The organism is Nocardioidaceae bacterium, from assembly GCA_018672315.1.
Lineage (GTDB): Bacteria > Actinomycetota > Actinomycetes > Propionibacteriales > Nocardioidaceae > TYQ2.
This window is the reverse complement of the sequence record CP076053.1, coordinates 180,594-195,322: the sequence shown is the minus strand read 5'-3', so window position 1 is coordinate 195,322 and position 14,729 is coordinate 180,594. Positions and strand designations below refer to the sequence as shown.

Genomic DNA, 14,729 nt, shown 5'->3' with positions numbered 1-14,729 from the left:
CTCATGGCGCGATGATCTCACCGGCGGCCGCGCGCAGGCGTAGGTTGCCAGCCGTGAGCGCTCCCACCGACGTCAAGCTCCTCTCCGGCCTGTTCGCTGCCTCCGGCGCCGTGCACCTCGTACGCCCCCAGGTCTTCGAGCCCCTGATGCCGCCGTACGTCCCCGCGCACCGTGAGGTGATCGTCGGCTCCGGCGTGGTCGAGGCGGCGCTGGCGGTCGGGCTGCTGCTCCCGGGGACCCGCCGTGCCGCTGGGTGGGGGAGCGTCGCCGTGCTTCTCGGCGTCATGCCCGCGCACCTGCACGGCGTGCAGAGCGCTCGCCGGGCCGGCAACACCCCGATGACGGTCGGTCACCTGGCGCGCATTCCGTTGCAGCTGCCGATGCTGCGAGCGGCCCTGCGTGCCACCCGCTCGTGACGACGGCGGAGGTGACGCGCCGCCCCTGATCGACGTGTCCGGGGTCTTCTATCGCGCGGTTGCGGCCGCGTTCCGCGACCGAGCGCTTTCGGGCTCGCGCGAGGCCGGTCGCTACTCACGTCCGGATCAGCCGACGCTCTATCTCAGTGCCTCGCGCGATGGCGTCGAGGCGGCACTGCGTTCGCATGGTGGTCTCGACGACTCGCGCGACGTGGTGGCCGTGTCGGTCACGGCCTCATCGGTGCTCGACCTGCGAGACGGGTTCTCGCTGCGGTCAGCCGGCCTCGAGGTGTCGGACGCGCTCAGTCCATGGAAGGACATCGTCTCGGCGGGCGGTGAGCCGCCGTCGTGGGCGTTCCGTGACTCGGCGGAGGCGCTTGGCGCTCACGGCCTCATCGATCCCTCGCGCCAAGAACCCGGTCTGTGGCACCTGGTGCTCTTCGCGTGGAACCGCGACAACACCGCGACCGCGCGGCTGCTCGACGGCTGAGGTGCTGACAGACCGACGGCAGAATGTCCGCGCGAGCCTCTGTGGCAGGCCCCACCGGAGACTTTCTCCTGCTCGTCCGGGGCAACCCCTGCCTTGGTGCGGCGCGCGACTAGCCTGACGCCCATGATCCTGCGGATGTCCACGCTGTTCCTGCGCACCCTGCGCGACGACCCCGCAGACGCCGAGGTCCCCAGCCACCGCGTGCTCGTCCGCGCGGGCTACATCCGCCGCGCCGCCCCGGGCATCTACACCTGGCTGCCGATGGGCCTGCGGGTGCTGCGCAAGATCGAGGCGATCGTGCGCGAGGAGATGGACGGCATCGGCGCGCAGGAGGTCTCCTTCCCCGCGCTGCTGCCGAAGGAGCCGTACGAGGCCAGCGGTCGGTGGAGCGAGTACGGCGACCTGCTGTTCCGCCTCAAGGACCGCAAGGACGCCGACTACCTCCTCGGCCCGACCCACGAGGAGATGTTCACGCTCCTGGTCAAGGACCTCTTCAGCTCCTACAAGGACCTGCCGCTCTCGATCTACCAGATCCAGACGAAGTACCGCGACGAGGCGAGGCCCCGCGCCGGGCTGCTGCGGGGTCGCGAGTTCACGATGAAGGACTCCTACTCCTTCGACGTCGACGACGCCGGCCTCGAGCGCTCCTACAACGCCCACCGCGAGGCGTACGTGCGCATCTTCGACCGCCTCGGATTCTCCTACGTCGTGGTGCAGGCGACCTCCGGCGCGATGGGCGGCTCGCGGTCCGAGGAGTTCCTGGCCCGTGCGGCGGTCGGCGAGGACACGTTCGTCTCCTGCTCGTCCTGCGGGTACGCCGCCAACGTCGAGGCCGTCCAGGTGCCCGCGCCACCGGCCGTCCCGTACGACGACGCGCCGGCAGCCCACGCCGAGGACACCCCCGACACCCCGACCATCGCCACCCTGGTCGCTGCCCTGAACGCCGACCACCCGCGCGAGGACGGCCGCGAGTGGACGGCGGGGGACACACTGAAGAACGTCATGGTGGTGCTCACTCACCCCGATGGCACGCGGGAGCCGCTGGCGATCGGCGTGCCCGGCGACCGGGAGGTCGACCAGAAGCGCCTGGAGGGCCAGCTGGAGCCGATCACCGTGGAGCCGATGGACGAGGCCGAGTTCGCGAAGCACACCGCTCTCGTCAAGGGCTACATCGGCCCGCAGGCGCTGGGGGAGGAGTCGGCCTCCGGGATCCGCTTCCTCGTGGACCCGCGTGTCGTCGAGGGCACCCGGTGGGTCACCGGGGCGAACGAGCACGGCAGGCACGTGCTCGACCTGGTCGCCGGTCGCGACTTCGCGCCCGACGGCACGATCGAGGCCGCCGAGGTGCGTGACGGGGACGTGTGCCCGCGCTGCGCCGAGCTCGGCCAGGTCGGTGCGCTGTCGACCGAGCGCGGCATCGAGATGGGTCACATCTTCCAGCTGGGCCGCAAGTACGCCGACGCCCTAGGGCTCAAGGTCCTCGACGAGAACGGCAAGCAGGTGACGGTGACGATGGGCTCCTACGGCATCGGTCCCTCCCGCGCCGTCGCGGCGATCGCCGAGGGCACCCTCGACGAGTCCGGTCTGTGCTGGCCGCGGGAGGTGAGCCCTGCCGACGTGCACCTCGTGGCGACCGGCAAGGACCCGGCGGTGCACGAGGCGGCCGAGGCGCTCGCAGAGGAGATGGGCCGCGCCGGTCTCGACGTGCTCCTCGACGACCGTCCCAAGGTCAGTCCCGGGGTGAAGTTCAAGGACGCTGAGCTGATCGGCATCCCCACCATCGTGGTGGTGGGCCGAGGTCTGGCCGACGGTTCCGTGGAGGTCAAGGACCGCGCCTCGGGCGACCGTGTCGAGGTGCCCCTCGGACAGGCCGTGCAGCACGTGGTCGGCAGGGTGCGCCCGTGAGCGGCGGCCGTGTCGAGGCCGTGATCTTCGACTGGGGCGGCACGCTGACGCCGTGGCACGACGTCGACCTGTCGGCGGCGGCACGGGCCCTGCTCGAGGCGGTCGTGGCCCGGGACATGGGTCAGGGCACGGCGGCGGCCGTCCTCGAGGAGGCCGACCGCCGCATCTGGGCGCGGGCGCGCGAGGAGCACCGGTCCGCCACCATCGATGACGTCTTCGCCGAGGCGGGGCTGGCGTACGACCCGGAGCGGCTCGGGGCCTACCGCGACTTCTGGGAGCCTCACACGCACACCGACGAGCAGGTCGCACCGCTCCTCGAGGAGCTGCGCGCCCGCGGCGCGAAGGTGGGGGTGCTGTCGAACACGATCTGGCCCCGCGCGTGGCACGAGGAGTTCTTCGCGCGCGACGGGGTGCTCGACCTCATCGACGGTGCCGTCTACACCTCGGAGATCCCGCACGCGAAGCCCGCTCCGGAGGCGTTCCGAGCTGCGATGGACGCCGTCGGGGTCGAGGACCCCGCCGCCTGCGTGTTCGTCGGGGACCGGCTCTTCGAGGACGTCCACGGCCCGCATGAGGTCGGCATGCGCGCGATCCACGTGCCGCACTCGACGATCCCGGCCGACCAGCACGGGCACACCGACGGCGAGCCGGACGCAGTCGTGCAGGAGCTCGTCGAGATCCTCGACGTGCTGGAGCAGTGGGGGCTCCCGCCCGTCGACCAGGCCGGGGGTTCCCGGTAGGTCCGGTGAGGTCGGTGCGGCCTCAGCGCGGCATGCCCGGCAGCCCCGGGTAGTCCTCGGGTCCGGCGCCGAGGACGACCCGGCGTACGGCGGCATCGGTGAGCGCGTCGACGGCCCAGGCGCGGTTGCCGCCCGTGGTGGATCCGGCGAGCTCGGCGTACACGGCGGCGGCGCGCTCCTCCACCTCCAGCGCGGCGCTGCGGATGCCGCCGACGCGGGCGAGGCCCTGCGGCGTGACGTAGCCGACCGCGGCGACCGCGGGGGTGCCCCCGGCACGCCGGACCCGCTGCTCGAGCTCGCCTCGCCGCTGCACGTGCAGGTCGTACGCCGCGCGCACCTGCTCGGCGAGCCCGGCGTCATCCGAGGCGTCGGCACGGGCACCCAGCACCCCGTAGACGTAGACCGCGGCGTGCTCGGACCGCAACGCGGCCTGCAGCGCCTCCAGCGGCCTCACGAGCTGTCCCCCGAGGTGTCTGCGACGCCGCGCAGCAGCGCGGACTGCTGCGCCGAGGCCGCGACCATCGCCGCCAGCAGGCTCGCGAACGGACCCGACCGGGCCACCAGCGACGCCTCCCGCAGCCCAGCCCCGGCGAGCTCCTCGATGCGTACGGCAGAGCGGAACCCGTCCTCGCCGGCCGCCGAGGAGGTGAGGGCCGGCGCCAGTCGTCCCGTCGCCGGATCGGCGTTCACGGGCACGGCGGCCGCGACGAGGTCCGCGTGCGCGTCGTGGGTCGCCGCCGCGGCCTCGGCGAGGCGCAGCATGCGGCGGGGCCGGCGGCCGGCGTCGGTCCACACCCGCAGCGCGGTCGCAGCGGCCTGGCTGACCAGCACCACCTCGACGGCCAGGCGTACGTCGGGATCAGCCGGATCGCTCGGTGCCGGGACGGCGGGAGCGGACTCGGCCGGGTCGTCGCCGGCGAGGTCACGGACCCGGTCGACAGCCGACTCCACGCGGCTGCAGCCGCCCAGGGCCGGGCCGAGCGCCACGCCGGCGCCCAGCACCCCGAGCGTGCCGACCCGCAGCACCCGGCGTCGGTCGGGCGAGGTCATCCGTCGTTCGTCTCGACCCCGAACGACACCAGTCGCAGCTCGCCGGGCGTCGACTTGTTCTTCTTGCCCTTCGCCCGGGTCTGCTGCGGCGGCAGCCACTTCAGCTTGGCGGTGAAGGTGGTGTCGGGGTGCGCGGGGCTGAGCCCCTCGAGCGTGCCGTCGGTGGCGAGGATGCGCGACTCCGGCAGGGCCAGCTGTGTCTCGGTGATGGTCACCCGGTTGCCGGGCGGCTGCTTCTTGGGCTCGCTGGTGCGGCCCACGCCGACACCGAGGAGCTCGACGAAGTACTCCTCCTCGGCCCGGTTGGTCAGCTCCTTGCGGAACTGCCCGCAGCCGTCGCACCCGCCCTGGACCGATGCGTCGACCAGGGGCGCGGGGTCGTTGGAGACGAACCCGTAGATCCAGGTGTCCACGACGTACCTGCTGAACTCCGCGCGGTCCTTCGGGCGGTTCTTGAGCCCGGTCGGCTCCTCGGGCGGCTCGACCTCGTCCTGCGCGGTCGTCGTCTCGGCCGCGGGCTCGGCGTCGGGCGTCGCGCTCGCCGAGGCGCTCGCGGAGGCCGCGGACGAGGACGGAGCAGTCGCGCTCGGTGTGGAGGCGACGTCCGGCTCCTCCGCACTGCTGCACGCGGTCGCGGTGACTCCGACGACCAGCGCGGTGGCGGCACCGGCGAGCGTCGTGCGGGCGCGGGGCCGCAGGGGGCGGGGCGTGCTGGTGTCCACGCGGGGAGGCTACCCGTGGGCACTACAGTGGCGCGTACGCCGAGCCGGGACCGCCGTGCTGCGTGTCGCGGCGTCCTGGCATTTCCCACGCATGACCCACCCACAACTCAAGAGGGGTCGCACCGCACCCGGTGCCGATCCCAGGAAGGCAGGAGCCGTGCCGCAGACACCGCAGTCGGGGCCCGCCGCCACCATCGAGCAGGTCCTGCTCGCGCCGCTCGCCGAGCTCGGCCTCGATCTGGAGGCCGTCGAGGTCTCCTCGGCCGGCCGCCGCTCCGTCGTCCGCGTCGCCGTCGACGCCGACGGCGGCGTCGACATGGACGCCGTCGCCGACGCCTCGCGCGAGGTCGGTCGGCTGATGGACGAGCACGAGCCGTTGGGCGAGCAGCCGTACACCCTCGAGGTGACCTCCCGGGGCGTCGACCGTCCGCTGACCGCACCACGTCACTGGCGCCGCAACGCCGGCCGCCTGGTGAAGGTGACCTTCGTCGACGGCCGAGCGCCCTTGACGGGTCGCGTGGTCGACCACGACGAGGACTCCGCGGGTGGCGTACGCCTGGACGTGCCCGGCACCGGCGCCGTCGAGGTGCCCTACGCCGACGTCGCGAAGGCGCTCGTGCAGGTCGAGCTGAACCGCAAGGAGGCATGAGATGGACATCGACATGAGCCTTCTCCGCGCCCTGGAGCGCGAGAAGGGGATCAGCTTCGAGGTCGCGTGCGCGGCGATCGAGCAGGCTCTGCTCACCGCCTACGAGAAGGGCGAGGGGGCCGCGGAGCGCGCCCGGGTCGAGCTGGACCGCAGCTCGGGACACGTGACGGTGTACGCCGCCGAGCTCGACCCCGAGGGCAACGTGCTGGGGGAGTTCGACGACACCCCCGCCGGGTTCGGTCGCATCGCCGCGACCACGGCGCGGCAGATCATGCTGCAGCGTCTGCGCGACGCCGAGGACGACCTGACCTTCGGGGAGTTCTCCGGCCGCGAGGGCGACATCGTCTCCGGCACGGTGCAGCAGGGTCGCAACCCCGCCGACGTGCTCGTCGACCTCGGCAAGCTCGAGGCGATGATGCCGGCCGCCGAGCGGGTGCCCGGCGAGGACTACTCCCACGGCACGCGCCTGAAGGCGCTCGTCGTGAGCGTCCGCCGAGGCACCAAGGGCCCGCAGGTGACCCTGTCGCGGTCCCACCCGGTGCTCGTGCGCAAGCTCTTCGCCTTGGAGGTGCCGGAGATCGCCGACGGGTCGGTCGAGATCATGGGGGTCGCCCGCGAGGCCGGCCACCGCACCAAGATCGCCGTTCGCGGCACGGTGCCCGGGGTGAACCCGAAGGGGTCGTGCATCGGGCCGATGGGCCAGCGCGTACGCAACGTCATGGCCGAGCTCCAGGGCGAGAAGATCGACATCGTCGACTGGCACGACGACCCCGCGACGTACGTGGCGAACGCGCTGAGCCCGGCGCGCACGGTCTCCTCGACGGTCGTCGACGCCTCCGCCAAGGCGGCCCGCGTCGTCGTGCCCGACTTCCAGCTGTCCCTGGCGATCGGCAAGGAGGGCCAGAACGCACGGCTGGCGGCGCGGCTGACCGGGTGGCGCATCGACATCCGCTCCGACGAGGCGCCCGCCGGCGACGCCTGAGCGGTCCGGGCCGTACGGACCCCCGCCACGCGGGTTCGGTCGTGGGCCCGGCAAGCGGTAAGGTGTGTCGTGGTGGGGCAGGACAGCGTCGACCGTGCACCGAGCGCGGGCAGGACCTCTGCAGGAGGGCCGGTCCGCACGTGCATCGGCTGTCGCGAGAAGGCTCCCCGTCGGGACCTCCTGAGGGTGGTCGCCGGATCGGACGCCCGTGCGGTGCCCGACCCGACGCGCACCGCCCCCGGGCGGGGTGCACACCTGCACCCCACCCAGGAGTGCCTCGACCTGGCGGTCCGCAGACGGGCCCTCGGACGCGCCCTGCGCGTCCCGGGTGGTCTGGACCCGGATCCGGTGCTCGCGCACCTCGCCCGGCAGCAGGACCAGCACGACCCGCGAGACCAGCAGGATCAGCAAGGACAGTGACCGTGAGCGGCCCCGCCGGGGCCGCCGACCTGAGACTGGAGCAGCAGCTCATGAGCACTCGATGAGTACTTCCCGATGAGTTTGCACCACCACTAACGGTCCGGGGACCACCCCAAGCGGGGCTCGGGCCAGAAGGAGAATTGTGGCCAAGACCCGCGTTCACGAACTCGCCAAGGAGTTCGGAGTCGAGAGCAAGTTCGTTCTCGAGAAGCTGAAAGAGATGGGGGAGTTCGTCAAGTCGGCGTCGTCGACTGTCGAGCCGCCCGTCGAGATGAAGTTCAAGAAGGCCTACGGCGCCGAGCTCAAGGCCGCCGGTGGTGGCGCGGACGCGCCCGCCGATGCGCCCAAGCCCGCCGCGAAGACCGCGTCGGCGACGCCGAAGCCGACCCCGAAGCCGACGCCGAGCCCGACCTCGCCGGCCGCCGCAGCTCCGGCGCCCACCGAGCAGCCGAGCACCCCGGCCGCCCCCAGGCCTGCGCCGTCGCCCCAGGCGCCGCAGCCCTCGCAGGCTCCCGAGTCGACGGACGCGCCGACGGCTCCCGAGGCCCCCGCAGCCCCGGCTGCGTCGGCGGGTACCGACACCCCGCGTCCCTCGGCGACCCCCGGTCGTCCGGGCCCCCGTCCCTCCGGTCCGACCGGCGGCACGGGCAACGCGCCTCGCTCGGCGAACCCGTCGCAGGGTCGCCCCGGGGCGGCTCCCCGACCCGGCGGCTCCCAGCGCCCCGGCGGTGGAGGCGGCGGACGTCCGGGCGCGCCGCGTCCGGGCAACAACCCGTTCGCGCCCGCCCAGGGCATGGGTCGACGTCCGGCACCCCAGCCTCCGCGTGACGACGCGGGCACCGGGACCGGCGCGGGTGCCGGTGCTGCGGACGGCAACCGTCCGCCGCGGCCGCCGGCCGGCCGGGGCGGCGCCCCCGGCATGCCCCGCCCCAACCCCGGCATGATGCCGAAGTCCCCGGCGGCCTTCGGGTCGGGTCCGGGCGCCAAGCCTGCCCCCGGCCGGGGCCGGCCCGGAGCCCCGGGCCGCGGAGCCCCCGGCCGCCCCGGCGGTCCCGGTGGTGCTCCGGGTCGTCCCGGCGGTGGTCCCCCCGGACGCGGCCGCCCCGGCGGTCGCGGGTCCACGCAGGGCGCCTTCGGTCGTCCCGGCGGCCCGCCGCGCCGTGGCCGCAAGTCGCGTCGTGCACGCCGCCAGGAGTTCGAGCAGATGGAGGCGCCGACGATCGGCGGCGTACGCGTCCGCAAGGGCAACGGCGAGACCGTGCGTCTCGCCCGCGGCTCCTCGCTGACGGACTTCGCCGAGAAGATCGGCGTCGATGCGGCCTCGCTGGTGCAGATGCTGTTCCACCTCGGTGAGATGGTCACCGCGACCGAGTCGGTCAACGACGCGACGCTCGAGCTGCTCGGCGAGGAGCTCAACTACGTCGTGCAGGTCGTCTCCCCCGAGGACGAGGACCGCGAGCTGCTCGAGTCCTTCGACCTGGAGTTCGGTGAGGACGAGGGCGACGAGGAGGACCTCGCGGCACGGCCCCCGGTCGTCACGGTCATGGGTCACGTCGACCACGGCAAGACCAAGCTGCTGGACGCGCTCCGGTCGGCCAACGTGGTCGACAAGGAGGCCGGTGGCATCACCCAGCACATCGGGGCCTACCAGGTGGCGACGGAGGTCGAGGGCGACGAGCGTCGCATCACCTTCATCGACACCCCGGGTCACGAGGCGTTCACCGCGATGCGTGCCCGCGGCTCGAAGAGCTCCGACATCGCCGTGCTGGTCGTCGCCGCCAACGACGGCGTCATGCCGCAGACGGTCGAGGCGCTCAACCACGCGCAGGCGGCCGGCGTGCCGATCGTGGTCGCGGTCAACAAGATCGACCTGCCGGAGGCCGACCCGACCAAGGTGCGCGGTCAGCTGACGGAGTACGGCCTGGTGCCCGAGGAGTACGGCGGCGACACGATGTTCGTCGACGTCTCCGCCAAGGGCATGCAGAACCTCGACAGCCTGCTCGAGGCGATCGTGCTCACCACGGACGCCTCCTTGGACCTGCGGGCCAACCCCGAGCAGGACGCCCAGGGTCTAGTCGTCGAGGCGCACCTGGACCGCGGTCGCGGTCCGGTCGCCACGGTGCTGGTGCAGCGCGGCACGCTGCGGGTCGGCGACTCGTTGGTCGCCGGTCCGGCCCACGGCCGCGTCCGTGCCATGCTCGACGAGTTCGGCAACAACATCGAGGAGGCCGACCCGTCGCGTCCCGCGATGGTGCTGGGTCTGTCCGGTGTGCCGGGCGCGGGTCAGAACTTCATCGTGGTCGAGGACGACCGCGTGGCCCGTCAGATCGCCGAGAAGCGTGAGGCCCGTGAGCGCGCAGCGCTGCAGGCGCAGCGCCGGGTGCGTCGTACGCTCGAGGACTTCATGGCCTCCATGGAGGCGGGCGACAACCAGGAGCTCAACCTCATCCTCAAGGGCGACGTGTCCGGTTCGGTCGAGGCGCTGGAGGACTCGCTGGCCAAGATCGACGTCGGCGACGACGTCAACCTGCGCGTCATCGACCGCGGTGTCGGTGCGATCACCGAGACCAACGTGATGCTCGCGGCGGCCTCCGACGCGATCATCATCGGCTTCAACGTCCGGCCCCAGGGCAAGGCGACGGAGCTGGCCGACCGCGAGGGTGTGGAGATCCGGTACTACTCGGTCATCTACAACGCCATCGAGGAGATCGAGGCGGCGCTCAAGGGCATGCTCAAGCCCGAGTACGAGGAGCAGACGCTGGGCCAGGCGGAGATCCGTGCGATCTTCCGCTCCAGCCGCCTCGGCAACATCGCGGGTTGCATGGTCACCAGCGGCACCATCCGACGCAACGCCAAGGTCAGGGTGGTGCGCGACGGCAACGTCGTGGCCGACAACCTCGACCTGGCGTCCCTGCGCCGCGAGAAGGACGACGTGTCCGAGGTCCGGGAAGGGTTCGAGTGCGGTCTCGTGCTCCGCAACTTCCAGGACATCAAGGAAGGCGACATCGTCGAAGCCTTCGAGATGAAGGAAATCCCGCGCTCCTGAGCCGGGATCGTCTCCGCAACGGCCGGCCCGTCCCGACAGGGGCGGGCCGGCCGTGCCGGTCAGCACCGTCTGACGTCAGATAGGAAGAACTCATGAGCAACCCACGCGTACGCCGCATCGCCGACCGCATCAAGGTCATCGTCGCCGAGATGCTCGAGCGCCGCGTCAAGGACCCGCGACTCGGGTTCGTCACCGTGACCGACGTACGCGTCTCCGGCGACGGCCAGCACGCCACGATCTTCTACACGGTGCTCGGCGAGGACGCCGACCGCGCCGGCACCGAGGTCGCCCTGGCCTCGGCCAAGGGCGTCATCCGCAAGGAGGTCGGCAGCCAGCTCGGCACCCGCACGGTGCCGACGCTGGAGTTCGTCGCCGACGCGCTGCCGGAGAACGCCCGGCAGATCGAGGACCTGCTGAGCCGTGTCCGCGAGTCCGACGCGGCGCGAGCCGCCGAGGTGGCGGGGGCGGCGTACGCCGGCGAGCCGGACCCGTACCGCAAGCCCCATGCCGACGACGACTTCGACGACCTCGACGACCCCGACGAGGACTGATCGCCGGCATGGCCTCCCGACCCGAGCCGACACCGGGCCTGGTCGTCGTCGACAAGCCCGCCGGCTGGACCTCCCACGACGTCGTCGCCCGGATGCGCCGCCTGGCCGGCACCCGCAAGGTGGGTCACGCCGGCACGCTCGACCCGATGGCCACAGGTCTCCTCGTCGTCGGGGTCGGCCGTGCCACCCGGCTGCTGGGACACCTGGCGCTGGGGGAGAAGAGCTACCGGGCGACGATCAGGCTCGGCGAGTCCACGACGACGGACGACGCCGAGGGCCTCTCGCTGGGCGCCGGCGACACGAGCCACCTGGCCGAGGCCGACGTGCGTGCCCGGCTCGAGACGTTCCGGGGCACCCAGCCGCAGGTGCCGGCGGCGGTGTCGGCGATCAAGGTCGACGGCAAGCGTGCCCACCAACGCGTCCGCGACGGCGAGCAGGTCGCGCTCGAGGCGCGTGAGGTCACCGTGCACGAGATGACGGTGCACGACGTCCGCCGCGTCGAGCTGTTCACCGACGTCGACGTGACCGTCCGTGTCTCCTCCGGCTTCTACGTGCGGTCGCTGGCGAGGGACCTCGGGTTCGGGCTCGGGGTCGGCGGTCACCTCACCGCCCTGCGGCGTACGACACTCGGCCCCTTCGCGCTCGAGGACGCCCACACGCTCGACGCGCTCGGCGCGCTGCGCGAGGCGGACGACCCGCTCCCGGTGCTGACGATGGCCCGGGCCACTCGCGCGGCCTTCCCGGCGCTGGACCTCGACACCGAGCAGGCAGCAGCCGTACGCGTGGGTCGGCGGTTGGGCCTCGACCTCGGCCACGACGAGACCACGGCGGTCTTCGCGCCGGACGGGGACTTCCTCGCCCTCTACGCGCGTCACCTCACGCCCGAGGGGGAACCGGAGGCGCGTCCCGTCGCGGTGTTCGTAGGCTGACCCCGGCGGGTGGCGCGGCCCCCGCGCCTGGCCAGGTGCCTGGCCAGGTGCCGACCGGAGGAGAAGACCTGCGATGCAGCTGTGGCGAGACCTCGAGGAGGTGCCCGGGGCCACCGAGCTCGGACGCACCGTCGTCACGATCGGCAACTTCGACGGCGTGCACCGCGGGCACCGGGCTGTCGTACGCCGAGCGCGGGCGGTGGCGACCGACGTCGGTGTGCCTCGTGTCGTCGCGGTGACCTTCGACCCGCACCCGTTCGCCGTGCTGCGACCGGACCATGCGCCGGTGCAGCTGACGCGCATCGACGAGCGCGCGACGCTGCTCCACGACGCCGGGGTCGACGACGTGCTCGCCGTGCCCTTCACGAAGGACCTGGCGGCGTACTCGCCGGAACGCTTCGTCGAGGAGATCCTCGTCGACACGCTGCACGCCGCCGCTGTCGTCGTCGGCGCGAACTTCCGCTTCGGTCGCAAGGCCTCGGGTGACACCGCGACCCTGGTCGAGCTGGGAGCCACGCACGACTTCGTCGTCGAGGCCGTCGACCTCGACGGTGGGCCACAGGTGTGGTCCTCGACCTACGTGCGTACGTGCCTGGCCGCGGGTGACGTCACGGGTGCGGCCGAGGCGCTGGGTCGTCCGGTCACCGTGACCGGACCCGTCGAGCGGGGTGACCAGCGCGGCCGCGACCTCGGCTACCCCACCGCCAACGTCGCCGCCTCGGGCGCGGTGCCGGCCGACGGGGTGTACGCCGGGTGGCTCCACGGCGTGGAGGACCGACCGCTGCCCGCGGCCGTCAGCGTCGGCACGAACCCCACGTTCGAGGGTGAGCGTGAGCGTCGTGTCGAGGCGTACGTGCTGGACCGCGACGACCTCGAGCTCTACGACCGCACCGTCACCGTCGAGATGGTTCAGAAGGTGCGCGGCATGGCTCGCTTCGACGGGGTCGAGGAGCTGCTCGAGGCGATGGCCGGCGACGTGGCACGCACGCGACAGGCACTGGGACTCGATCCCACCGACCACCCGGCCGGGCACGAACGATGAGCCGGGGGACGCCGCGGCTCGGCGGTCGCTGGAGGTCGCAGCCGGCGGACGCGATCCAGGCGACCGAGAAGTGGTTCGTGAAGAACGGACTGCCCTACTTCGTCCCCTCCGAACGGGCCGAGGCCCGCAAGGCGCTGACCCCGCGACGCCTGGCTCCCCTGGTGCTGGCGGTGGCGCTGCTGGGCGTCTCGGGTGGGGCCGCGCTGAGCTTCGTACGCAGCAGCCTGTCGTTCCTGCCCGCGACACTGACCCAGATCATCGTCGTGGCCGCGGTCTTCTACGCGCTCACGTCGCTTCGGGCGCGACCCATCGTGACCTGGGCGGGCAGGCGCATCATCGGCTCGATCAGGCAGCTGATCCCGACCATCACGCGTGCGCTGCCGCTGCTGCTGGTGTTCGTGACGTTCCTGTTCGTCAACGCCGAGGTGTGGCAGCTCTCGGCCAACCTCGACGGCGGCGCCCTGTGGCTGGTCGTGCTGCTCTTCGCGGTCGTCGGGGTCGCGTTCTTCCTGACCTCGATCCCCGCCGAGATCGACCGGGTCGACCACACCTACGAGTCCGAGGCCGTCGCGCGGGCGTGCGTCGGGACGCCGATGGAGGAGCAGGCGCGCCGCCTCGAGGCGCAGGGCGTCGACCTGGGGTCGGTGACCTCGCTGCGCCAGTACGAACGGCTCAACCTGATGCTGGTGCTGCTGCTGACGCAGTTCGTGCAGGTGCTCCTCGTCGCGGCCGGCATCTTCGCGTTCCTGTTCCTCTTCGGACTGATCGCGATGAACGACGTGGTGGCCACCACCTGGACCTCCGAGGAGAGCCTGACCGCCTGGGGTGGGCTGCCGAACCTCTCGATCGAGCTGCTGCAGGTCTGCGTGTTCCTCTCGTCGTTCTCGGGGCTGTACTTCACCGTGTACGCCGTCACCGACGACACCTTCCGCGCCGAGTTCTTCGGCACCGTGGTCGACGAGCTGGACCGGGCGACGGCGGTGCGCGCGGCCTACCTGGAGCTGCGTGAGGAGCAGGGCCTTCCCGACATCTCCGTGGACGAGCCCGACGACCAGCCCGACGACCAGCCCGACGAGCGCGACCCGGACCAGGGAGTGGCGGAGGACGAGATCACCGGTCGAGCGCCCTGAGGTAGCGGTGGGCCATCACGCGCTGGAAGGCCCTGGTGGCCGGTCCGCCGAGGCGCGTGAGCACGCTCGCCGGCCGGGAGAAGGCCACGACGTAGGCCACGACGGCGCCGTCGTCGCGTCGTCGGATGCCGAACCGCTCCTCGCCGCGCTCGGGGTGGCCGGGCAGGGTCCCGTACGCGAACCACGCCTCCTCGCCCGATCGGTGGACGGCGACGACTCGGCAGGGGATGCGCAACGACAAGGCCCCGACCCCCAGGCGGAGCACGACGACGGTGCCCTCGACGAGCGGGACCTCCGAGGAGGCTGCCCGCAGGCCGCTGTGCTCCTGCATCCGCCAGGCGAACAGCTCCTCGGCGAGGTCCTGGAGGTCGCGACGCTCCAGCACGCGCTCGTGGGCGAAGCTGTGCCAGCCGCTCGGCACCGGCGGGCCGCCCGGTGTCGTCGCACCGACGGTGTCGTAGGTGAGTCGCTGCCGACGCAACCGTGCGGACGCAGCGGGAGGCAGGGTCGTGACCACGTCCGGAGCGTACGCAGCGGGTCGGGCCGTCGGCCCCACGGCCGGAGTGTCGCGAACCTCGCAGCGGGCAGACAGGGAGTGCTGCGCTCAGTACGGTGACCCCAGTCCGTGGCACCCGTCACGGCGGCTCATCCTGCGGC

General features: G+C 72.6%; 16 protein-coding genes. 12 read left to right on the top strand and 4 right to left on the bottom strand.

Annotation, left to right across the window (positions count from 1 at the left end; translation table 11 throughout):
• Positions 1–53: 53 nt before the first annotated feature.
• The 4 genes from KLP28_00930 to KLP28_00915 all read left to right on the top strand — a co-directional run bounded on the left by KLP28_00930 (position 54) and on the right by KLP28_00915 (position 3,551).
• Positions 54–416 (top strand): hypothetical protein, encoded by a 363-nt coding sequence (locus KLP28_00930; protein ID QWC85385.1) that lies wholly within the window; start codon positions 54–56, stop codon positions 414–416.
• Between the two features lie 34 nt (positions 417–450).
• Complete coding sequence (locus KLP28_00925) at positions 451–906, top strand: RES family NAD+ phosphorylase (protein QWC85384.1); 456 nt, start codon at positions 451–453, stop codon at positions 904–906.
• A 123-nt stretch (positions 907–1,029) separates the two neighbouring features.
• Entirely contained in the window at positions 1,030–2,811 is a 1,782-nt protein-coding gene (locus KLP28_00920; protein QWC85383.1) for a proline--tRNA ligase, read from the top strand.
• A complete protein-coding gene (locus KLP28_00915; GenBank protein ID QWC85382.1) occupies positions 2,808–3,551 on the top strand; it encodes an HAD family hydrolase in 744 nt (247 codons plus the stop codon). The genes KLP28_00920 and KLP28_00915 overlap by 4 nt, the downstream gene beginning before the upstream one ends.
• 22 nt (positions 3,552–3,573) lie before the next feature.
• Here the strand turns inward: KLP28_00915 and KLP28_00910 are convergent, their stop codons facing one another.
• Genes KLP28_00910 through KLP28_00900 form a run of 3 tightly spaced genes read right to left on the bottom strand, consistent with a single transcriptional unit; the run spans position 3,574 to position 5,323 of the window.
• Positions 3,574–4,005 carry a ferritin-like domain-containing protein gene (locus KLP28_00910; protein QWC85381.1) on the bottom strand — a complete coding sequence of 144 codons (432 nt, stop codon included), beginning with the start codon at positions 4,003–4,005 and terminating at the stop codon, positions 3,574–3,576.
• The gene (locus KLP28_00905) at positions 4,002–4,601 is read right to left on the bottom strand and encodes a hypothetical protein (protein QWC85380.1); all 600 of its coding nucleotides are present in this window, start codon (positions 4,599–4,601) and stop codon (positions 4,002–4,004) included. Before KLP28_00905 ends, KLP28_00910 begins: the two co-directional genes overlap by 4 nt.
• Entirely contained in the window at positions 4,598–5,323 is a 726-nt protein-coding gene (locus tag KLP28_00900) for a hypothetical protein (protein ID QWC85379.1), read from the bottom strand. Before KLP28_00900 ends, KLP28_00905 begins: the two co-directional genes overlap by 4 nt.
• Positions 5,324–5,414: 91 nt before the next feature.
• On the opposite strand from KLP28_00900, the gene rimP reads away from it, so the two are divergent.
• From rimP to KLP28_00860, 8 genes are all read left to right on the top strand, one after another.
• Entirely contained in the window at positions 5,415–5,972 is a 558-nt protein-coding gene (gene rimP, locus KLP28_00895; protein ID QWC85378.1) for a ribosome maturation factor RimP, read from the top strand.
• 1 nt (position 5,973) lies between these two features.
• Positions 5,974–6,954 (top strand): transcription termination/antitermination protein NusA, encoded by a 981-nt coding sequence (gene nusA / locus KLP28_00890; GenBank protein QWC85377.1) that lies wholly within the window; start codon positions 5,974–5,976, stop codon positions 6,952–6,954.
• A gap of 72 nt (positions 6,955–7,026) precedes the next feature.
• Entirely contained in the window at positions 7,027–7,374 is a 348-nt protein-coding gene (locus KLP28_00885; GenBank protein QWC85376.1) for a YlxR family protein, read from the top strand.
• Positions 7,375–7,516: 142 nt separating this feature from the next.
• Positions 7,517–10,420 carry a translation initiation factor IF-2 gene (infB, locus tag KLP28_00880; GenBank protein QWC85375.1) on the top strand — a complete coding sequence of 968 codons (2,904 nt, stop codon included), beginning with the start codon at positions 7,517–7,519 and terminating at the stop codon, positions 10,418–10,420.
• A gap of 92 nt (positions 10,421–10,512) precedes the next feature.
• Positions 10,513–10,971 carry a 30S ribosome-binding factor RbfA gene (gene rbfA, locus KLP28_00875; GenBank protein QWC85374.1) on the top strand — a complete coding sequence of 153 codons (459 nt, stop codon included), beginning with the start codon at positions 10,513–10,515 and terminating at the stop codon, positions 10,969–10,971.
• A gap of 8 nt (positions 10,972–10,979) precedes the next feature.
• Entirely contained in the window at positions 10,980–11,900 is a 921-nt protein-coding gene (gene truB / locus KLP28_00870) for a tRNA pseudouridine(55) synthase TruB (GenBank protein ID QWC85373.1), read from the top strand.
• Positions 11,901–11,973: 73 nt separating this feature from the next.
• The gene (locus KLP28_00865; GenBank protein ID QWC85372.1) at positions 11,974–12,942 is read left to right on the top strand and encodes a bifunctional riboflavin kinase/FAD synthetase; all 969 of its coding nucleotides are present in this window, start codon (positions 11,974–11,976) and stop codon (positions 12,940–12,942) included.
• 77 nt (positions 12,943–13,019) lie between these two features.
• Entirely contained in the window at positions 13,020–14,072 is a 1,053-nt protein-coding gene (locus KLP28_00860; protein ID QWC85371.1) for a hypothetical protein, read from the top strand.
• Here KLP28_00860 and KLP28_00855 read toward each other — a convergent pair.
• On the bottom strand, positions 14,053–14,589 hold the full coding sequence (locus KLP28_00855; GenBank protein ID QWC85370.1) for a DUF1990 domain-containing protein: 537 nt from the start codon (positions 14,587–14,589) through the stop codon (positions 14,053–14,055). The genes KLP28_00860 and KLP28_00855 overlap by 20 nt on opposite strands.
• Between the last annotated feature and the right edge of the window lie 140 nt (positions 14,590–14,729).